Raw genomic sequence first — 23285 nt, 5'->3', positions numbered from 1 at the left:
TATAAAAATGCTCTGCTTTAACTGGTTTTTAAAATCAAGCTTATCTTTCTAATTTTCAATTCTAAATAAATACTAAAAGATTAACTTAAACAGTTTTATTAATTATTATGGTGGTGATCATGCCCACAACACTCATGACTATGATTATGGCTAGCATTAGAAATCATGCCCATAATCCTATCATAACTTTCATTTGCCAATTCCTTATAACCATTCATCTCAGAATCATCTTCATTATATATAGAATCCAATTTTTCATCATAATCTTCTGCATTAAATTCTGGTTTATTCTTGTCACCCTCATAGTGTTCTTCAAACAGTTCACTTGCAAATAGATTCTGTCCATTACTGTCAGTTAAGAATTCATTTGCCATATCTCCACAGATTTCTGACATATATCCTATATTAGATACTAAACTTTCCAAGCTTCCTTCAAAATTTTTATATACATATCCAGACATTCCATACATATCAGAAACCTTTTTGTATGTATCTAGAGATCTCTCAAACTTAGCTAGACAATCTATAGCATCATTCTTTTCCATTGCATATATCTGATTATCCATACCATATGCAGTAATCAAAGTATCTTTAATATATGTCATAGCAACACTTATTATTGCAAATGCATCTTTAATATTATATCCTTTTTCCTGCTTAACTTCATGTAATAACTGTCTACCTAGACCAAAAGTATTTGCTTCATATTCTTCTATTGTAAGCTTTATATCACCTAAGTCATCTAATCTCTTAGTTAGTGCTGATGTGTCATCATCAAACATATTAGTATCATTATTTTCCATCATGATCATAGCATATTCTGCCATAATTTTATTTCCAACCATCAATATTTTAACGGGTGAAAAATCCCTTTTCATATTAACATCAAATATATTTTTTTTAATGTTAATTTTAATTTCTATCTTATTAATTTTCTTCATAACTACCTCCTACAGGTAAGAAACCCTTAATAAATTTCTATAATTATTAAATTTATTAAATATTTGCAACTTTCTTTTTTTAGCTATTAATTGCCGATAATTTTCAGATTAATTACCTAGTTTAATGATAACATTGTAATAAAGATTATTCAATTAAATTTAGATTACAATATATTGAAATACTCGTATTTTTATATATTTATAGACATTATAGAAAAAAATATAAATTTCATTGTTAATTTTCAAAGTTTATATATAAAAAATACCTAAACCTTAGTACTGTCTATAAAATTATCAAATAATATTTTTATTATAATAAATAGGTCAAAGACGTGAAATCATGTCTTTGACCTATTTTGATTTTTATATTTTTATTATTCTATATTAAACTCTTTTGCATAAATCATTTTTCCTGATATCGAATCTACATATTGGGATAATTGCTTAACCATAAAGTTTTCTTTTGAAACTCCATCCATAGTTTCTACCCCCAATAGTTCTGATTGCACATACCCAAATCTAGGGTAATAATCTTCACTCCCTAAAACCACACTATATCCGTATCCCAATTCCTCTGCTATATTGTGTCCTGCATTTATCAAAGCGGTGCCTACTCCCATATTTTGATACTCTGGTAAAACTGACACAGGTGCCAAAGCTACTACATCTATTTCCCCTACTTTTGCCTTACTAAACATTATATGACCGACTAACATGCCATTTATTTTTGCTACTAAGGATAGTTCTGGAATAAATCCATTTCCATTTCTTAGACTATCTACTAAGTCTTGTTCATTACCATCACTATGCTTGGCACTTTCAAATGCTTTTTTTATCAAATTGTGCACATCTTTAAAATTTTCTTTTTCTTCCATTTTAATTTTTATGTCTATTTTCAACATTCATACCTCCAAAATCTCACACTTTTTGTTCTATCAATAAAGAACCCAATAGCTAAAGATTTACACTTAAGTAAGTTTCATTTAGATCTTACTTCGCCTTTACTTCATAAAAATCATATATTAATTGATTGCTTATAGATTTTTCTCCACCTACTATTACAAAATCATTTCTATGATCTTTTTTCCAAACATTATATACCGTATTTGGAATTGCATTCTTTCTTACAAGAGCTACTGGAGAGTTCAAACTTCCTGCTAGAGGGGCTGCCACAAGAGCATCTGCAAAGTTTTCTCCACTTGCCAATACTGTCATTGGATAATCATTTAATAAGCTATCCAATACTTTTGCTGATGTTTCATATCTATCCTTTCCTGCAAATCTCTTTAAGTTTTCTACAGGATTAATATTCACTTTGCTATCATGTTTACTATTACCAGTTTTCAATGTATTTTCTACATCCTTTGATACCGATGACTCTCCACCAGCAATATTAACATTTTTAACTTTCCAATTGCTTAAAGCCTTTTCTGTATTCTTAGTTAAGTTATCTTTCTTTGTTAAAAGAATTGGAGCATTTTCTTTCATTGCTAGAGAGCTAATTGATAGTGCATCTGGATAATTTTCACCCGATGCTATTTCAACTGTGTTCTTATTTCCATTTTCTCTTATCTTCTCTCCAATTAAAGCTGCTGTTTCATATCTATCTTTTCCATCAAATCTAACTACATTGTATCCATTTTCTTTTAGTTTGTTTTCAATATCTTTAGATACTGAATTTTTACCACCATTTATATAGATATTTTTAGCACCTAGACGCTCTATCTCTTTTTGAGTATTAGCTGAAATAGCTTTAGAATCTGTGTAAAGTATTGGAGCCTTAAGCTCAACTGCAAGTGGTGAAGCTGTCAATATATCTTGATACTTTTCATGATTAGCTATTATTACTGAATCAGACTTATCATACATATTTTTACTCACTTCTATAGCTGTTTCAAATCTATTATTACCACTCAATCTTTTTGCAAATCTCTCTTCACTTACTTCTTCATCAATTCCCTTCATTTCCCAGCTTGAATAAGGCGCATTTCCTTGCTTTGCTGAAACTGATATGAAATCATTTCTTCTAAAAATATTATCCATAGTAAAAGATACACTACCGTCATCATTTAATCTCGGGTTGAGATCTTCCTCTACGCTATTTTTAACTACTTTAGCTTCATTTTTTCTACCCATCATTTTTGCTGTATTTATTGTTTTAGATACTGTATTTTTGCCAACCACGTATACATATTCAGCATTTTCTTCAAATACTATTACATCTCCATTTTTAAATGGTTTATCTTCATCTCCAGGAACTACTCTTAGTTCAAAAGACTGTTTTAAAGGATTGATGGCTCCATCTGCATCCTTTCCATTTTTAATTACTGTTTCTATCTTAGGAGTAGGAGTTGAGTTGGAAACAGTTGCATGCCACTCAGTACTAGGAACGATTTTGCCAAAGTTATCAGTATATTTATGAGGACTTGAAACTATTATTTCAACTGTTTTACCTTCCTTTACAGAATAACTTCCATCAGAATTTTTAATCAAATCATCTGCAAGGCTATGTCCACTTTCTATTGAATGTTCACTTACTCTAACCTCGTTGGGTGTATCTCCATTTACATCTTTTAGTTTGTATAGAGGAATCTTATTATCAATAGTAAACATAGTGATAGATTGATATGATGCCACTGTATTTTTATCTATTTTTTCTCCCTTAGGAATTACTGATACATCCTTTAATCTATTCTCTCTAAAGGCTGCAGCCTCTATAGTTTCTATACTCTTAGGGAAACTTATTTTCTCTATTTGATTTCTAAAAAATGCGCTACTTCCTATTGATTTAAGACCCTCTGGAAAATCCACTTCTTTTAACTTGTTACTCGAAAAGGCACCTTCTTCTATACTTTCTAAGTTATTAGAAAAGTTCAGTTCTGAAATGCTATTTTCTGCAAAAGCGTACTTAGAAATACTCTTCATACTATCTGGAATAGTTAGTTTATTTATTGCATTACCCAAAAATGCCTCTTCTCCTACACTTTCCAGTTGGCTAGGTAGCTTTAATTCAAAGATAGAGTTATTTTCAAATGCTGACTTACCGATTTTTTTCAAAGAATTTGGTAGCTCTAAATTCGATATATCAGGAGTATTTATTGGATTTACATAAAACGCAAATGCATCTATCTCCTCTACCCCTTCCCCTATTATCAATTCATGCGGAAGAGGAATATTTTCTTCTGATATTTTGATTGAAATCTTTTTTACTCCTAGGTTCGATGGAAGCTTGATTGATGCCGTATTTGTAAACTTCTTTTTTCCTTGTTCCGTCAAGGCTACCCATGAATCTCCCTTCATGACTATATCACTTTTATTTAATTCTACTATATTGCGTTTTTCTTGCTTTGAATTACTTTCCAATTTACTATCCACCGTCTGATCTGCCATGGCAATTTGTCCTGGAAACATTACACTCGTCGCTATAATTGCCGACATTAATACTTTACTTATTTTTTTACTCATAAATTGTCCCTCCAAGTATCTTAAATAATCAAATAAATTTTTTTATTATATTTATATACTCATACTATATTGTACTAGTTTATTTCTATTCTAACATTTTTATAATATTGCTGCACGTATATTTTTTTATAAACTTTAAATAAAGTTATAATTTGATTTATCATATCATAAATACTTTACTAAAACAGTAAATAATTCATATTTTCAATCTATTTATATGTAAACTTAAAATACCTCAATACTAATTGACATAACATGATTTTTGATTATCAAAAAATAATAGACACTAAGAATCTACTTAGTGCCTATCGTTTTAATTTCAGAAAAAGTATTTAATTATGATTAGCTTTTTATTTTCAATTATTGTTCACTTTATATATTGATCTAGTTACAGGCAAGCCTTTAAACTATAAACAATCCTATAAAGATTCTTCATATATTGTTCTCACTCTTTCTCTAGTTGCTTCTACTGGAGCACATCCTAACAGACCATCAAGAGATGGTGTAGTAAATGCCAAATCAACTAACTTATCAAGATCAGCCTCAGAGAAACCTTCATCCTTTAGAGTTTGATTAAGTCCTACAGACTTTAACCATTCTCTTGTAAGATCTTCTGCCTTTTGAGCATCTATATTTTTTTCATCTCCAAATATTGGAGCAAATATTTCCATTATAGTTTCTTTTCTTGAATCAAAACATTGTTTTACTACTGCAGGAAGAAGTATCCCTAATCCAAATCCATGAGTCAAGTCAGTTTTTACTGCACTCAATGGATGTTCCAATGCATGTGTAAAATGTAGCATACCGTTATCAAACGCAGTTCCTGCTATCAAAGATGCGTAAGATAGATAATATCTTGCTTCTATATTACTTTTGTCTTCTAATGCCTTTGGTAGGTATTTATGTACTAATCTAACTGTTTCTTTTGCACATAATATACTGAATGGATTTGCCGCCAAACTAGTTGCTGCTTCAAACACATGATTTACAGCATCTACTGATACTGACATTGTCTGAAACTCAGGTAAACTAGTCATAAGTGCTGGATCATCAATAGCGTACATTGGATATATACAATCGTAAGCTATTGCTGGCTTATATTCTTTTTCTGGTATTGATACAACTGCGAATCTATCTACTTCTGTACCTGTTCCATGAGTAAGATTTATAGCTATTATTGGAGCAGCTTCTTTTGGAACAAATTCCAACTCATACAATTGAGCAGCTGTTTTATCAGGATACTTAAGTAGTATAGCAACAGATTTAGCTGAATCTATAGGGCTTCCTCCACCTATACCTATTACGGCTTGAGCTCCTATTTTCTTTCCCAAATCAGTAGCTTCATCTACATCTAAGTGCTGTGGATTCGGAGTAATTTTGTCAAACAAAGCATATTCTATCTTATTATCATTTAATGCCTTTTCTACAACATCCCAAGCACCTGTTTTTTTATAAGCTGCTCTTCCTGTTAAAATTACAACTTTATTAATTCCGTTACTTGCAAGTTCTTCGGCTATATTGTTAAACTTTTGTATAGCACCTGCACCTATATATGCAGTAGTCTTTACCCTTATTTCCTTAACTTCATTAACGTCCATTTCCTTTTCCCACATGATTACACCCTCCATTAATTTAAATAACTATTATTTTTTAGTAAAATAATTAACTTTATAATTATTTATCATTTTCATATCTTCTTTGAATAAATATATTATATACCTATTTAGTTAGTTTGTAAACATATTTCACAATATTTTTGTTAATTTTTTTTCTATCTTTTTAAAGTTATTTTTAATTTTGTTTTTTTAAAGTAAATTAACTTTATCCTTATATAAATATATTATATTGGTATTTTTTAGTTTTAATTATAGTTTAATCTTAAATAATTAAGATAATTATTAGTTATATTTTTATCATTATTTTACAGCTAAATATTTATCATTATTAATTTTTAATTATAATTATAAATTTTTTTCTATTACTTTCTATTAAATACTTTTTCCTGTTGATCAAAAACTATTTTCAATATCAAAATACAATCAATCTAAACTATTAATATTTTAATCAGATAAATTTCTAGACTTTTATTTTAAGTAAATATTATTTTTTAATCAACAAAAGACACCCCTATATTTTATAGAAGTGTCTTTTTATGTCTATCATATACTTATACATTCAAAACTTTCAAATTAGTTATGTAGTAATTAAAAAGTTTTTTATTTTATACTCGCATTGCTCTGAACAATTACAGGTGTTCCTACAGCTACATTATTATAAATAAGAGTTGCATTGTTATAAGGCGTATTTATACATCCACGTGAACCTGCATATTGATATCTATTTCCACCATATACTGGCTGCCAAGAAGCATCATGAATACCAATACTTCCATTAAAAGGTATCCAATAAGTTACTGGAGAAGCATATCCTGGCCCTCTTAAAACAACATTTTTCATCTTATTTTTTATTGTAAATATCCCTGGAGGTGTTGCCCAACCCTTATTAGGATTACCTGTCACTATCGGAGTTGATACAATTGCTTTACCATTTTTCCACAACCACATATGCTGACTTTTTATATCTATTTGAACATATTTATTTCCTAAAGGTGTCGCATTATTAGGTATTGTACTTGTAGTTTTAATGTATTTTGGAGTTAATCCACTATAAGATTTACCAGTAGATAGAAGCTCCATTATTCTATTTGTTTCATAGTTTACATCAACGTATGATGTTGAACCACCCTTGCCGATTATAATATTACCATTTCTTCTATATGCATAATCTTGACCACCACTAGTAGTGACTCCACTAGTGTCTATTGAAGATGCAAAGTTTTTCACTAGGTTTTTATCAAACTGAATATTAAAATCATTTTTCATATTACAGTTTAGCATTTGTAGTATATTATTACCATCTATACTCTTAGTATTTCCTGATACATTATAGGCGATAGTTACTCCCTCGTATCCAAGAATTTTATTGAATGCTTGATCTGCTTTCGGATCTCCCTTTGCATTTATAAAATCAGTAATATTATTAATTGTATTAGTAAAGTTTGCTCCACCACTTACTTGAGTAATCTCTTTCACTCTATTATTATCATTATTTAGTGCTCTCATTTGATTGTATCCAAGACCTCTTTTTTCAGAAACAAGCATTACAGGACCTTCTTTTAGGTTAGAGTTACTTGTTGAAACTGGTGCAGACTTTATATTGTTTTCAGCAGAAGCTTTGTTGTCACTATCTATAGTTTCAACTGTTTCCCCACTAATATCTTCTTGTTGAGAAGAACCTTTCTTTACATTACTATCTATTGTTGTTGTTCCTATAGTCTGATCACCTTCTGCATCATCTACTGTTGTTGTTCCTATAATGGAATCATCCTTATTGGGATCAACCTTTGTAGTTGGCTCTTTATCTTTATCCTTATCCTTATCTTTGTTGTCGATTGGTTTAGATGTATTATCTGTTATATCTTCACCATTATTGTTGCTCGCTATAATACCTGCATTTATAAGAACTGAGTCTATTAGCTTAGTAGGATTCTTGCTACCATCATCTGCTATATAGACAGTGTCGTAATTCTTATAAAATCTATTAATCATATTGTAGTTAGTTTCCTGTCTATCCTTACCAGAAATACGCTCTACATGTGTAGCAATTGAATCATATGGATTAGGAAGACTTGCAATTCCACCTATTAGAAATACACTGTCTATTCCAAGCCCATTTAAATTTGATCTAACACTTTCTGAATCATATTTATTTACAAATATAATTGGAGAATTATTTTTAGCTGCTACTGATCCTACTCCTGCAGCATCTGCTAGACCTGTCATTCCATTTACTATAAATGCATTTTCAAACTTCTTATTATCTAAATCTTTCAACTTTTCTGCTATCTTCACAGATGTTTCCACTCTGGTACTACCAGCAATTCTTTCAACTTCATAGCCTTGAGACTTCAAAGAGTTTTCTACATTTGAAGAAACTGAACCATATCCACCTATAATCGTAACTTTCTGAGCTGATAATCTTTTAATTTCTTTACTTGTGGCATTATTTAAAAAGCCATTATTAGTCAAAAGAACTGGTGCCTTCATCTTACTTGCAAGAGGTGCTACTGAAAGCGAATCCGCTACAGCATCAGAATTTACAAGCATAATATTTTTGGAACCGTTTGGCCAACCACTCTGTGAAATACTCACTGCTGTAGAGAATCTATCTACTCCACTTATGTTTTTTACATTTACCTGATCTGCAGACGCATGTGATCCCCCAAATGGAACTAGCAAAGCTGCAGCAGTTGCTATTATTAATGTTTTCTTAAATAATTTTTTCATATGATACCTCCTTAGTACTAACATACTAGTCTATACTTCTATTATACCCAATAAACAGCTAGTCTTTCAACATCGATATGATGACAATATCTAATTGAGTATCTATTTATCTGTAACAAATTGTAGCAATGGTGTCTTTTTTGTTAACTTTTTAATACTAATGTTAGTTCAACATTATTTAGTACTTATATATTGTGATCAATATTTTTTTGACTCACTGATATTTTATTAGAATTTATATTTAGCTTTGATTTTATTTAGCTTTAGCTTTATTTCTATGCATAAATATATTTATCAAAGATCTCTGTAGTAGTTTAGAATAAAAGTATCACTTCTTATAAAAGAGCTTTAAATGATTCTTTATTGATAAAACTGCAAAGAATAAATAGAATATACTAAATTTCCATAAAATTAAATTCTTATTTAGCTTTATTTATAGCTACATACTCTTCATTATTTGTGGTAAAATATATTCTAGGCTATAAGAAGGATATAATTTATTAGGAGGTAACTATGACGATAGCAGATAAAAATTTCAAGAAACTTTGTACAGAGATACTAAATAGTGGAAATAATACTCTAGGAGAGAATGTTCGTCCAAAGTATGCAGATGGAACACCATCTCATACTTATTTTATAAATCAAGTATTTGAAAAGTATGATTTATCAAAAGGAGAGCTTCCAATACTTACTCTAAGACAAACAGCTTGGAAATCAGGTATAAAGGAAGTTTTGTGGATATATCAGGATCAAAGTAACAGTTTGGATTTATTGAAGGATAAATATTCTATCACTTGGTGGGATGAATGGGATATAGGTGATAGAACTATAGGTCAAAGATATGGTGCTACTGTCAAAAAATATGATCTTATGAATAAATTATTGACAGGTTTAAAAGAACAACCTTATGGAAGAAGACATATAATGAATCTATACCAAGAGGCAGACCTTGCTGCAACTCAGGGACTTCACCCTTGTGCTATGGAGACACAATGGAGTGTTCGTGATGGATTTTTGGATATGACACTCATTCAAAGATCTTCTGATGTTCCAGTTGCAAATGCGATTAACAAGATACAATACGTTGCGTTACAAATGATGGTAGCAAGACATGTTGGCTTGGAAGTTGGAGTTTTTTGTCATTACGTAAATAATGCCCATATATATGATAGACATGTAGATCAGGTTAGAGAATTAATTTCAAGAGATCCACAGGAAAATAGTGAAAGAGTAAAGTTAATATTAAATCCTGATAAAACAAACTTCTATGATTTCACACTAGAAGATTTTACTATGGAGTCTTATACTCCTGTAAAACCAAATCTTAAATTTGAAATGGCCATATAAATACTGAGCCATATTATTAATAGAAGAAAAGAGGACAAAAATGTACGAAAATATATTTATGATTGTTGCAATGACTGGACAAACAAATGCCATTGGCTTAAATGGAGATATGCTCTATCATTTAAAGGAAGATCTAAAATATTTTAAAGAAACTACTTTGGATAATACAATTGTATGTGGAAGAAAAACATATTTTAGTTTCCCCAAAAGACCTCTTCCAAATAGAAAAAATATTATACTTACTAGGTCAGATTCTCAGTTTGAGGGAGCTTTTACACTTAATTCTAAGGAAGAAGTACTTGAATATGCACAATTAAACCCTAATGAAAAGATATTCATATGTGGTGGTGATAGCGTTTATTCTCAATTCATAGACATAGCTTCAAAGCTTTACGTTACTGTAATAGATGAAGAAGAAAATGTAACATCAGACAGCCACTTTCCAAATATAGATAGTCATATCTGGAAAATAGAAAGTGAATCTGAATATGTATACCCAGAAAATGCACCCAAATATAAATATTTGGTATATAAAAGAAACTAAGCTTTATTTTCAAGACACTCTTATTTAAGAGTGTCTTTTTTAAAAATTGTGGAAGCTTTATATTTATAATTTAATTATATATTTCGAATTAATTATAAAAGTTTCATACTTCCCGAGATATTTTACTTTTAGCAATTTTATAAAATATATTATTTCAATTTGAATCAAATAGATTCACTAAATAATTTCACTTAAAAAATGAGCAGTCAAAATAACGGCTACTCATTTAAATGCTATCCAATTTTATTTTTTATCTTCCTTAAGTTGCCATTTAATTTATTCAATATCTGATGATGATTAATTTATCAGTCTATATAAAAATATTGATATTCTTCAATTTATTTTTAGATATTAAAAATAAAACTATAGAATGGCTTCTAGATAGTTTTTATCTAAAACTTTTATTTTCTTTCTATCCAAGGTTATTATCCCCTGATTTTCTAATAGCTTCAACTCTTGATTAAGACTACTTCTGTTTACATGAAGTATATCTGCCAATACTTCTTGAGAATTCGGTATATCTATCAATTCCTCTGGATTTTTGACATATAAAAGCCAAAAGCTAAGTCTTTCCATTACTTTTCTATACTGTGTACATCTGATTATCAATTTGCTATAGCAACAGTACTCTGCCACAAATCTCAAAATATTATGAAGAAAAATTTGATCATTATCAATTATAGGAACTAGTTCCTCAACCTTTAACCATACTACTTTTGATTTTTTGAGTGCATATGTATCCGAGAAATAATTTTTGATATCGCCATACACTAAATAAAAAGGAAATGCATCTCCACCAAAATAATATGAAGAGTTAAGCTCTTTTCCACCAGCAGTATATTCAGTAGCCTTCAAAGCTCCTGATAGGATAATACCAACTGATTCTATCGCTTCTCCTTCATTCATCACAAGGTCATTTGCATGATATGAACTTTCTACCATATGCATATTTTCAATAGCATTTTTTGACTCTTCCGATATTCCTTTGAATATCATTCTATCCCAAAATAAATTATCCACTAATCTCACCCCGCCATATTTTATTTCCACATAGTTAAAAATATAGGCATTGCATCTATTTTCTGTTTATTCAATTATAACATAAAATAGAGACTATTCTGTATAGAAAAAGCAATTAGCTATTATTTATTAATTGAATATTAGATAATTAAACAATATCTTTGCAATAAATTATTAGCTTTCAATTTTTACAAAATTTTGAAATAATATGATTAAATAAAATAAATAAAGGATGAATATACTCTATCTTGCATCGATAGAAATTCACCCTTTACTCATTTTCAATACTTGAGACATCGTTTATATTAATTTATTTTTATAGCTTTTTATATTTTTGTGTTTTAAATTATTTTTGCTTATTACTTTTTCTTTGTATATTTACTTTGTATATAGATTTAATTATAAAAGACTTATAGATCTAATCATAAAAACTAATTTATTTATCAAATTTTTTTTGTTTTATCTATATTTTTTATTTCATCTATATTTTTTGTTTTTTACAGATTTTATTTATCTATATTTTGATTTTCATGGATTTTATTTATCTATATTTTTTTGTTTTTTATGGATTTTGCAATCATTATAAACAGAAGTACTAGGCCAACATATCCATTGAGTACATATACATAATTAACTAATACATCAAACTTTAATATTAATCCCATAAACGTTCCAATTATTCCCATCAAAATAGTTAATACTCTAAACTTAAGCGTTTTTTCCTTTGCAAACCTTGCTATCACCGACCAAAGTAAGGGTACAGATGTTGTATATATTCCTAAAAGAATTATTACAGAAAATACATTTGCCAACATAGGGTGTATTCTACCAGCCAATATCAAGGTTGGTATTTGGCTTCCCTTTAGACTTGCGATAGAAAAAAATATACCCAAAGACATTAATAAAACTGCTATCGAAAATCCAGCTGCACCTGTAAATGCCCCTATTCTACCTTCTTTTTGACTGTTAGCCCCTGCCCCTATTTGACCCAAAAACGCAGCGAGCCAAAGCATACAAAATCCAACATATGATCCAGCTGCCAAAAGCCAGTTGCTAGACGCTACTTTTATCTCTTTATTCTTCACTAGTTCATTTATTATAGCTGGGGCTTCTTTTGCACCGTCTAAGTTCATAATTATACTTGCTGCTCCAACAAATATTGCTATTACTACTATAATGGGACCTATATTTCCTATTATATCTACTATCTTACTCAATCCAAGGAGCACAGTTACAACAGTAATCCCTGCCATTAGTATTCCCCCTAAGTAAGGTGACCAAGAATAATGTTGACTTGTTGTTGCTCCTGCTCCTCCTATCATAACTGTAAAAGATAAAAATATAAAAAATATTGAAAAATAATCATAAAATGTACCTAACTTTTTTCCACAATAATATCTATATATATCGTTTGGAGTTTCAAATTTGTTATTATACCCAGCGGATATAAAGCTTGTCCCAATATATGCTAATAATAAAAAACAGACTACTACCCCCAAAATACCTTTGTATCCCCAAGCTGCAAAGTATTGCATGACTTCTTGACCTGTAGCGAACCCTGAACCAATTAGCAATGCTATAAATGCCCCTGCATAATTGATTACCTTACCTTTTTTAACTATTTCATTTGATTTTTCTCTAAATATTTTTTCTGATCTAATTGCATGATTTGATCCTTTCATAGAAATACTCTCCTTCTCTAAAAAATCCTGAAGGTTATTAGTTCGACCCTCAGGATTTATTATCATTCAATAATTAAATTTCTTCTAGGTCTTCGCAAGTTAGAATATTGTAGGTCCATCTACTTTTGTGCTTAATGCCTCCATAGCCTTGTACACTAGTGAATTTCTTAAACCTAATTCTTTTTTACCCTTTTCTGGATTACCAACTGGATAAGGTATAGCTATTGTAGGTACTATTCTGTTAGCACCAACTGATTTGGATATAGTTACTATAGTGGCCATATGGACAATTGGAATGCCAAATCTTTCTATTTCCTTTACTATCGTTGCACCGCAACGAGTGCAAGTACCTCATGTAGAAGTTAGTATGACACCGTCCACGCCCGCATCTTTTAGTTCTTGCCCGATTTCTTTACCAAATACGATTGAATTTCCTATCGCTGTACCAGTTCCAGTAGTTGTATAGAAATAATCGTACACCTTTCCTATTTTCCCCTCTTTTTCCAATATTCTTAATGAATCTAGAGGTACAACTCTATCCGGATCTTCATTGGCATATACTGGATCATATCCACCATGTATCGTACAATAATTTCCTTGCAACTTATCTATTGCTGATATATCATATTTTCCCCATTTTTGAGCTGATGCCGACTGAATCCTATCTGGATTCCCTAGAGGAACTATACCGCCGGTAGTAACAAGTGCTATCGTAGCCTTTGATAGATCTTTTATCTCTTCTGCAGCATCTACATTATCAAATACTGGCATAGGAAGTTCAGTTTCAAATTCTTCATTATTTAACCTCTTCATCAACATTTCTACAGCTCTTTGTGAGCCTGTCTTTTCTGAAATAACAGTTAACCTCTTTCCTTGTGCAAAATATTTATCTGTATCAGGCTTTACAACTTCTCCATTCAATAACTTCCTTGTAATATCAGCCATTATAGGGAGAGCTTTTCTCATTTTAGCTGCTGAATCTCCCGTCTGAGCAACATATGCTATTTTTTTCGCTTCATCTAGACCAGGATTTTCTTCATACATACCAGATACAACAGGAATTTGTGCTTCTTTAGCAAAAAATTCTGCAACTCCCTGACATGCCATACCATATCTACCTGCATTGAATGCTGGTCCAGCCACTACAATATCTGGCTTTATTTCTTCATTTACCTTTCTCAAGAACTCTATAGCTTCTTCCTTATTTTCATTAAAATAGTTATCTCCACATATTACAGTCGCTACAAGCTCTGCTGAATCTCCTATTTTCTTGGCAAAGGCTTCTGAAGGACCTACCCCACCTTCTTTTAAAATAGGAGCTATACCAGCCTTTTCTTCTCCACCTATCTGCCCAAAGAACTGATTTAGATAGTACAAGATTTTTTTATCTGACATTTTTACTCCCCCTTAATATAATTCTACTGTTGCATTATGTGTACCTATTTCTGAAGTTGCACCAATAACGGCATTTAATTCACACTTCATTGTTCCATCTTCTGGATTATAGGCACCTGCCCATCCACCTGCTATATTTGACACCGCTTCTGGATTCCCAAGGATTCTATCGGCCTTTTCAAGCTCTACAAGATGAGATACATTACCAGTAGATACTACAGCTATTGCTTCCTTTGCTACATCCGTCAATGGTTGACTCATTCCATCCCAGCCAGAACATTCATCTGTAATCAGAACTGACTTTATACCCTGCTTTTCAACTCTAGAGCAAATCATTACCAAGTCTGAATCTGGATTTCCATATCCTTCTTCTGATATAATTACGCCTTCAGCACCCAATATTTTGCAAAGTTTAGCTGTATAATCACAAGATACAAACTTACCATCTAAAGTTGTTTTTTCAGGCACTAATATTACACCCAAGAAATTTATTTCTTTTCCATGTAACTTATATAATTCCTTTATCACTGCATTGTTTTGGTGTTGGTAAGTTGTTATTTTATCACATGCTGCCACACAGTTACCACTGATAACTGCTCCGTCTAGTTCTTCATTTGGATGAAGCACTGTTGGAAGTATGTGGGCAGAGTCTACACCATATATATAACTTGCATGTAATAACCCTTGAGATATCAGCATTTCTACATATACTACTTTGGGAAGTTCTGGATATTTTTCTGTTTCAACATTATTATCTCCCATTTCAAATATCTCTACATTTTCAGACTCTATGTCTTTACCCGCAAGTCCTATTATTTCCGATGCTCTAAGACCCACAACTCTACAGGCCTCTTCATGTTCGTGAGGATCAAGATCATCCACTACGCTTATATCTATAACAATATTATTTGTTTTAGAAAATGGTGTCCATTTTGCACCCTCACCCCACATGTCTATAATACCTTCTTGAAATCCTACAATATCACCAATTGTTACTATAGCAGTACCATCTAGTATATTGACTACACCTTCCCCTAGCTGAGCTACATCTGACGTTACTCCTGCAAATCCTGAATTACCTTGAATTGTACACCTAGGTTGTATGACATCTTTTACAGGTATTATCCTAGTTTTCTCACCCGGTTTAGCCAGATCAATTTTAATGTCTTTTACATTTGGGATCTTTTTAAGTTCCTCAATTATTTCTTCCTTATTTAATACAAGGCTAGTATTAAACACTTTTGTTTCTTCTCCAAAGCTAATATCATAGATTGGAATTTTTCTAAGTTCTAGTTTCAATTCTGTCACCCCTTATAGTTTATATAATATTTTTTATAAAATCATTTTCCCGAATTGCCGATACAATTAAATCATAGTCTATAAGTTCATAGCCACTTATATTTTTTCTATCCACTTGCCTTTTTCCCATAGTTATATTATATTTTTCAATTCCTTTTTCTATTACTTCAATAGACAACTCATCTAGACTATATGCCTTTGTAGAAATTAATATTGATCTTACTGGCGAATAAATCATACGTATACTTGCAGCCAAAGGATAAGAAATTATCTTATGCCTTTTTTCTACAAATTTTTTGCTTGTGTTTAATACATCTATAAATTCTCCATCAACCCATATTACATTTTCAAATTTTTCTAAAACCCTTTTATTATTGCTTATTATCATATATTCATCATCTGCTACATTGATATCTATGTCCTTATACATAGACAATGTATATTTTTTATCTATTAAGTTTTCTTTTTTAATTATTTCCAATTATTATCACCCCGATTTAATAAAATACCTCTTCTGTTGATTAGTTTTTAACTATCTTTTTTAAATTTTTTTTAATTACAAAAACACAAACAAAATATAACTAATTATAAATACCCGATTACTAGTTTTTAACTTATTAAAATTCAGTTTTTCATATTTATTTGTTTTGTTAATCTTGTTACATTGATTATAGCTAATTAATAAAAAGTATAAAAGTTATTAATGCAACACTTTTTAGAATTATCTATAAAAAATAATTTAATTATCTCTTTAAAAAGCTTAGCTTACTTGATAACACTTGTATATGGATATTAATTGCGTTTTTATAAAAATACAATTAAATATCTAAATAATTGTTATAGATTTAATTGATAGAAATTGAATAGGATTTAAATTACTCAATCAAATATTTTTTAATTTATGAATAACTATTTGAATAGGCTATTTGCTTTTTTATTTATATTCATAATATCTATTATAAGTATCGTTTTTTTTAATATTCATTTAGTTAATACAAAAAAAGCCAAGACAATTAAACCTTTTAGTTTTTGTCTTGGCTTTTAATTTTATATATTTTCATTATTTTAATCAGATTATACTTAAACAAAGATATTCTAACTATTGATTATTGTTAATTTGCTTCACTTTTTAAACAATGAGCATAAACAAGAAATGAGCTGCTACACCTGCTACCAAACCACCTACTGTATGAGACAAGATTGCCTTACTTGCTAGAGGTCTTGAGTGAAGTGCATCCATCATACCTATATGAGTACTTAAATAACCTGACCAACACATACCCATTGCAGTAAATACTGCTATGTCATTTGGAGTAGCAACACCAGTTTTGATAAATTCTGGAACTAGTGACATTGCAGCTCCAACTGCTCCTAAAGATGTTACTGGAAACGCTATTGCTTCTGGTGACTGGAATCCAAATAATGGTTCAATTATAAATGAAATCTTCTGTCCTAAATAAGGTAGTAATTTTACACCCTCATAGGCAGCTCCCGTATAATTTCCATCTGGTGATGGTCCGAACGTAAGCATCATAACTAGTGTACAAACTATTAATACTCCTGGTATTATGTCCATACCCATTTCAACACCTGTCTTTCCACCTTCTAGCATTGCATCTAATATTCTTTGGAATAAGTTACCATCTCTTACAAGTCTTACTTCTCCACTTATTTCACTATTAGAATCATTATCTTCAACAATTACTGAATATGGCTCTTCCGCCTCAGATCCATAGTACTTTTTTGTTTGCTTTGTCATCAACCTTACACTTATTACACTACCAATTATAGCTCCTAAGTTACCTATTAAAGCAGGTGCTATATACTCTTTTCCTTGTGATATCATAAATGTGGTTAATATTAATCCCATACCAAAAGATGTTCCTAGATTACATAGTGCTGGAACCTGATATTTTTTAAAATACTGAGTGAACGTTTTATCCTTCGCAAAGGATATGATCGCTGGATTATCTGATAGATAAGTCGCTATTACTCCTGTTATACTTGCTCCAGGTAGCCCATACATCGGCTTCATAAGAGGAGCGAATATCTTATTGATCAGTGCAATTGCACCAAACTCTGATAATAAACCACTAATTGCTCCTGCTAAAACAGCCATTGCCATTATTAGAAATACTGTTTGCAACAATAAATCATGCGCGGTGGCCATCATCGTTTTAAACATTAGCCCCACACCCATTATATGCCCAACCCAAGCAAATCCGCCTATAAATATAAATAGAAATACGAACGTCTCAAGGGATATGGCTTTTACTTTTTTACGTCCTTCCATGTGTTACCTTCCTTTCAAGTAATGTTTAATCATCAAAAAGTTTAATATAATAATAACTAAACAAGGTCTTTTTTATTTATTATATATGTTATTGATATTTTTTTCAACTTTTATTTATTTTATATGTTATTTTTTGCAATTAAATTACTATTCTAAATAGTTTCTAAAAATAGATATATGAAATAACTATTTACTCACTCCCATTTTTTTAAATATTCATTATTTTTAGTTAGAAAGCTTATAGTCTTGTAATCATTGATATTTTTATTTACTTCAAGATATTTCGTTATGAAAATTATGATTATAATAAATGTTGCTGTGATATTCTTTCAATCAATTGACTATTCACTCAACTGATACCAAATGTTAATTACTTATATTTTTTATTTATAAAATATATACTTTGTATGTTTTTACCATATCTTTTAGTATAGTCCTTTTTAAATTATTTTTCAATAAAAAAATCATGGTAATTGAAAATAATTCAATTACCATGATAAAAATAGTTCAATATTTACTAAATTTTAATGATATTATAAAAATAACTCTAGATACTTAAGATACTATAATCAAATAAAAATTGTTTTTTAAAGCTTTATATTCAAAATTTTATTTCATTATATGTTGTGTACTTTTTAAAATTTTTATATTTTTTAAAGGATCATCAATGTACTATCAGCATAAACAAGAAATGCGCTGATATACCTGCTACCAAACCACCTACTGTATGAGACAAAATTGCCTTACTTGCTAGAGGTCTTGAGTCTAGTGCATCCATCATACCTATATGAGTACTTAAGTAACCTGACCAACACATACCCATTGCAGTAAATACTGCTATATCATTTGGAGTAGCAACACCAGTTTTGATAAATTCTGGAACTAGTGACATTGCAGCCCCAACTGCTCCTAGAGATGTTACAGGGAATGCTATTGCTTCTGGTGACTGGAAACCAAATAATGGTTCAATTATAAATGCAATTTTCTGTCCTAAATAAGGTAGTAATTTTACACCTTCATAGGCAGCTCCTGTATAAGTTCCATCAGCTGATGGCCCAAATGTAAGCATCATAACTAGTGTACAGACTATTAATACTCCTGGTATTATGTCCATACCCATTTCAACACCGTTTTTACCGCCTTCTAACATTGCGTCTAATACTCTTTGGAATAAGTTACCATCTCTTACAAGTCTTACTTCTCCATCGATTACTTCATCATCACCGTCATTACCAATAACTGTGAAAGGTTCGTCTGCTTCTGCTCCATAATACTTTCTAGTCTGCTTAGTCATTAATCTAACACTAATCACACTACCTATTATTGCTCCCAAGTTACCTATTAGAGCAGGCGCTATATATTCCTTTCCCTGTGCTATCATGAATGTAGTTAGAATCAACCCCATACCATACGCTGTACCAAGGTTACATAGAGCTGGAACCTGATACTTTTTAAAGTACTGTGTAAACGTTTTATCCTTTGCGAAAGGTATAATCGCTGGATTGTCTGACAAGTATGTTGCTATTACTCCTGTGATACTTGCTCCAGGCAGCCCATACATTGGCTTCATAAGAGGAGCGAATATCTTATTGATTAGTGCGATTGCACCAAACTCTGATAATAAACCACTAATTGCTCCTGCTAAAACAGCCATTGCCATTATTAGAAATACTGTTTGTAACAGCAGATCATGCGCGGTGGCCATCATGGTCTTGAACATTAATCCAACACCCATTATATGTCCTACCCAAGCAAATCCGCCAATGAAAATAAATAAGAAAACGAAAGTTTCAAGAGATATCGCCTTTACTTTTTTTCGTCCGTCCATAAATAGTTACCTTCCTTCCAAGCCTTTGCTTTTATATTTACAAAATATTGAAACCCTTTTATATATTATAACTTTTCTAAATATTTTTTTCAACTTTATTTTGTTCTATCCATGTTTTTTTGAAAAATACAAATTAGAGAAAAGAATATTTTACTTTTAATTAATAAAGATAAGTTCAGAAAAACGTTTCTTTTTCATGTTATTAAGTTAATTTTCGAAAAAATACTAAAAAAAATATACATTAATTTTACAACTATATTATTAGCATGAAAAATAATTAAATTATAAAGGAAAATAAATTATCAGTAATTTATTTTTAGTTTATGACTACTTTATAAATGTTTTTCACGCATTTTCACTTAATATACTTTAAATTATTTTTTTATCAATTTTTCATTAAAAATACACCTTTAAGTATACTTAAAGGTGTATTTATTAATTATTTAATTGATTTATTTATCTCTATGTATGTCGCCTTTATGTGCTTTTATAGTTGCTTGAGCTGCAGCTAACTTAGCAATTGGTACTCTAAATGGTGAACAAGATACATAGTTTAATCCTTGTCTATAACAGAATTCTACTGAAGATGGTTCTCCACCGTGTTCTCCACAGATACCAAGCTTAAGTTCTGGCTTAACACCTCTACCTAGCTTAACTGCCATTTCTACGAATTTACCAATACCGTCCTGATCTAACACCTGGAATGGGTCCTTTTCTAGTATTCCCTTGTCTACGTATTCATCAAGGAACTTACCAGCATCATCTCTTGAATATCCGAATCCCATCTGAGTAAGGTCATTTGTACCGAAACTGAAGAAGTCAGCTACTTCTGCTATTTCATCAGCAGTTATACAAGCTCTAGGTATTTCTATCATTGTACCTACAGTGTAATCAAATTTAACTCCAGCCTTTTCCATTTCATCGTTTACAGCTTCTTCAATAATTGGTCTTAGCATCTTAAGTTCATTTGCTGTACCTATTAGAGGAACCATTATTTCTGGCTTAACAGCAATGCCTTCCTTTACAGCTAATATAGCACCCTGTGCTATTGCTCTAGACTGCATTTCACATATTTCTGGATATGTTACAGCCAATCTACAACCTCTGTGTCCTAGCATTGGGTTGAATTCTTCTAAGTCAACAACTCTCTTTTGAAGATCTGATGGCTTAATATTCATCTGCTTAGCTAATGCATTTATTGAAGGTTCATCATGAGGTAAGAATTCATGTAGTGGTGGATCTAGAAGTCTTATGTTCGCTGGCATTCCATTCATTGCCTTGAATATACCATAGAAGTCATCTCTCTGGTATGGTAGAAGCTTATCAAGAGCTGCTACTCTGTCTTCTAATTCTTCTGCTAATATCATTCTTCTAACTGCTGGTATTCTTTCTTCATCAAAGAACATATGCTCAGTTCTGCATAGACCTATACCTTCTGCTCCGAATTCTATAGCCTTCTTTGCATCTCTTGGGTTGTCTGCATTAGTTCTTACTAACATATCTCTAGATTCATCTACCCATGACATAAATACTGCGAAGTTACCATGAACTTCTACACTAGTCATTTCAATAGATCCGATATATACCTTACCTGAAGAACCATCTATTGATAGATACTGTCCTTCTTTGATTACTCTATTTCCTACTCTTATTTCTCTAGCTGCTTCATCAACTCTTAACTGTCCGCATCCTGCAACACAGCACTTACCCATACCTCTAGCAACAACAGCTGCATGAGAAGTCATACCACCTCTTGCAGTAAGTATACCTTCAGCACTTACCATACCTTCGATATCTTCTGGAGAAGTTTCCTGTCTAACAAGTAAAACTTTTTCCCCTTCCTTAGCATGTGCTACTGCATCTTCTGCGTGGAAGTATACCTTACCAACTGCTGCACCTGGAGATGCTGGAAGACCCTTTGCAATTTCTTCAGCTTCCTTTAATGCCTTAGGAGCAAAAGTAGGATGTAGAAGCTGATCTAACTGATTAGGTTCTATTCTCATTATTGCTTCTTCCTTAGTAATAACACCTGCGTTTACTAGGTCAACTACTACATTTATAGCAGCCTTAGCAGTTCTCTTACCGTTTCTTGTCTGTAGTATATATAGCTTTCCTTTTTCTATTGTAAATTCTATATCCTGCATATCTCTGTAATGAGCTTCCAAAGTATGTGTAGCCTTTACAAATTCGTCATATATTTCTGGCATATCATTCTTTAGTGTATCAATACTTTGAGGTGTTCTTATTCCTGCAACAACATCTTCGCCCTGAGCGTTTATTAAGTATTCACCGAATAACTTATTTTCTCCAGTTGAAGGGTTTCTTGTAAATGCAACACCAGTACCACTATCGTCACCCATGTTACCAAATACCATTGACTGTATATTTACTGCAGTACCCAACTTGTTATCTATATCATTTAATCTTCTGTAAACGATTGCTCTTGGGTTGTTCCAAGATCTAAATACAGCTTCAATTGATAACATTAACTGCTTCTTTGGTTCCTGTGGGAAATCATCTCCAACTTCTTTTTTGTATATTGCCTTGAATTCTTCTACTATTTCCTTTAAATCTTCAGTAGTCAACTCAGTATCATCAGTATATCCCTTTGCTTGTTTTCTCTTTTCCAAAACATTTTCAAACTTATACTTTGGAACTTCCATAGCAACATCTGAGAACATTTGTATGAATCTTCTATAACTGTCATATGAGAATCTCTCGTTTTTAGTTGACTCTATCAATCCATTAACACTTATATCATTTAATCCCAAGTTCAATATTGTATCCATCATACCTGGCATTGAGAATACTGCACCAGATCTTACTGATACTAGAAGAGGATTCTTCTCGCATCCTAATGTTTTTCCCTGCTCTTTTTCAAGCTGAGCTAACTTTTCGTCGATTTGATCTAATACTTCTTGTCTTATCTTTAGATCATTATCATAGTAATCATTACAAGCCTCTGTAGTGATTGTGAATCCCTGAGGAACAGTTAAACCAATATTAGTCATTTCTGCTAAGTTTGCTCCCTTACCACCAAGCAAACCTCTCATTTCCTTATTTCCTTCGTTAAAACTGTAAACAAATTTAGTACTCATAACTTCCTCCTAAAATAAACTCGTTAT

At 31.1% G+C, this 23285-nt stretch carries 15 protein-coding genes; 2 read left to right on the top strand and 13 right to left on the bottom strand.

What is annotated here, in order from left to right:
- Positions 1-98: 98 nt before the first annotated feature.
- The 5 genes from RR561_RS05540 to RR561_RS05520 all read right to left on the bottom strand — a co-directional run bounded on the left by RR561_RS05540 (position 99) and on the right by RR561_RS05520 (position 8752).
- Positions 99-941 carry a hypothetical protein gene (locus RR561_RS05540; RefSeq protein ID WP_332506561.1) on the bottom strand — a complete coding sequence of 281 codons (843 nt, stop codon included), beginning with the start codon at positions 939-941 and terminating at the stop codon, positions 99-101.
- 374 nt (positions 942-1315) lie between these two features.
- Complete coding sequence (locus RR561_RS05535; RefSeq protein ID WP_332506560.1) at positions 1316-1843, bottom strand: GNAT family N-acetyltransferase; 528 nt, start codon at positions 1841-1843, stop codon at positions 1316-1318.
- Positions 1844-1931: 88 nt separating this feature from the next.
- Positions 1932-4406 (bottom strand): leucine-rich repeat protein, encoded by a 2475-nt coding sequence (locus tag RR561_RS05530; RefSeq protein WP_332506559.1) that lies wholly within the window; start codon positions 4404-4406, stop codon positions 1932-1934.
- A 419-nt stretch (positions 4407-4825) separates the two neighbouring features.
- Positions 4826-6019, bottom strand: coding sequence for an iron-containing alcohol dehydrogenase (locus tag RR561_RS05525; RefSeq protein WP_332506558.1), 1194 nt, complete (start codon positions 6017-6019; stop codon positions 4826-4828).
- A 603-nt stretch (positions 6020-6622) separates the two neighbouring features.
- A complete protein-coding gene (locus tag RR561_RS05520; protein ID WP_332506557.1) occupies positions 6623-8752 on the bottom strand; it encodes a cell wall-binding repeat-containing protein in 2130 nt (709 codons plus the stop codon).
- A 513-nt stretch (positions 8753-9265) separates the two neighbouring features.
- On the opposite strand from RR561_RS05520, the gene RR561_RS05515 reads away from it, so the two are divergent.
- Both RR561_RS05515 and RR561_RS05510 read left to right on the top strand, forming a co-directional pair.
- Positions 9266-10099 carry a thymidylate synthase gene (locus RR561_RS05515; RefSeq protein ID WP_332506556.1) on the top strand — a complete coding sequence of 278 codons (834 nt, stop codon included), beginning with the start codon at positions 9266-9268 and terminating at the stop codon, positions 10097-10099.
- A 40-nt stretch (positions 10100-10139) separates the two neighbouring features.
- A complete protein-coding gene (locus RR561_RS05510) occupies positions 10140-10643 on the top strand; it encodes a dihydrofolate reductase (RefSeq protein WP_332506555.1) in 504 nt (167 codons plus the stop codon).
- A gap of 363 nt (positions 10644-11006) precedes the next feature.
- Here RR561_RS05510 and RR561_RS05505 read toward each other — a convergent pair whose 3' ends face one another.
- From RR561_RS05505 to ppdK, 8 genes are all read right to left on the bottom strand, one after another.
- Positions 11007-11663, bottom strand: coding sequence for a Crp/Fnr family transcriptional regulator (locus RR561_RS05505; RefSeq protein WP_332506554.1), 657 nt, complete (start codon positions 11661-11663; stop codon positions 11007-11009).
- Between the two features lie 545 nt (positions 11664-12208).
- A complete protein-coding gene (locus tag RR561_RS05500) occupies positions 12209-13345 on the bottom strand; it encodes a YkvI family membrane protein (protein WP_332506553.1) in 1137 nt (378 codons plus the stop codon).
- A gap of 99 nt (positions 13346-13444) precedes the next feature.
- Positions 13445-14740 (bottom strand): glycine/betaine/sarcosine/D-proline family reductase selenoprotein B, encoded by a 1296-nt coding sequence (locus RR561_RS05495; protein WP_332506552.1) that lies wholly within the window; start codon positions 14738-14740, stop codon positions 13445-13447.
- 12 nt (positions 14741-14752) lie between these two features.
- Entirely contained in the window at positions 14753-16048 is a 1296-nt protein-coding gene (locus tag RR561_RS05490; protein ID WP_442952300.1) for a glycine/sarcosine/betaine reductase component B subunit, read from the bottom strand.
- A gap of 10 nt (positions 16049-16058) precedes the next feature.
- Entirely contained in the window at positions 16059-16520 is a 462-nt protein-coding gene (locus RR561_RS05485) for a GrdX family protein (RefSeq protein ID WP_332506550.1), read from the bottom strand.
- Positions 16521-17168: 648 nt separating this feature from the next.
- Positions 17169-18332: a CD0519/CD1768 family membrane protein gene (locus RR561_RS05480; protein ID WP_332506549.1), complete on the bottom strand. Its 1164-nt coding sequence runs from the start codon at positions 18330-18332 to the stop codon at positions 17169-17171.
- A 664-nt stretch (positions 18333-18996) separates the two neighbouring features.
- Positions 18997-20160 carry a CD0519/CD1768 family membrane protein gene (locus tag RR561_RS05475; RefSeq protein WP_332506548.1) on the bottom strand — a complete coding sequence of 388 codons (1164 nt, stop codon included), beginning with the start codon at positions 20158-20160 and terminating at the stop codon, positions 18997-18999.
- Positions 20161-20612: 452 nt separating this feature from the next.
- The gene (ppdK, locus tag RR561_RS05470; RefSeq protein ID WP_332506547.1) at positions 20613-23258 is read right to left on the bottom strand and encodes a pyruvate, phosphate dikinase; all 2646 of its coding nucleotides are present in this window, start codon (positions 23256-23258) and stop codon (positions 20613-20615) included.
- Between the last annotated feature and the right edge of the window lie 27 nt (positions 23259-23285).

The sequence above is a fragment of the Peptostreptococcus sp. genome, assembly GCF_036639115.1.
In the GTDB taxonomy this organism is placed as follows: domain Bacteria; phylum Bacillota; class Clostridia; order Peptostreptococcales; family Peptostreptococcaceae; genus Peptostreptococcus.
The sequence above is the reverse complement of the archived record's forward strand: the minus strand, read 5'-3'. Positions and strand labels throughout refer to the sequence as shown.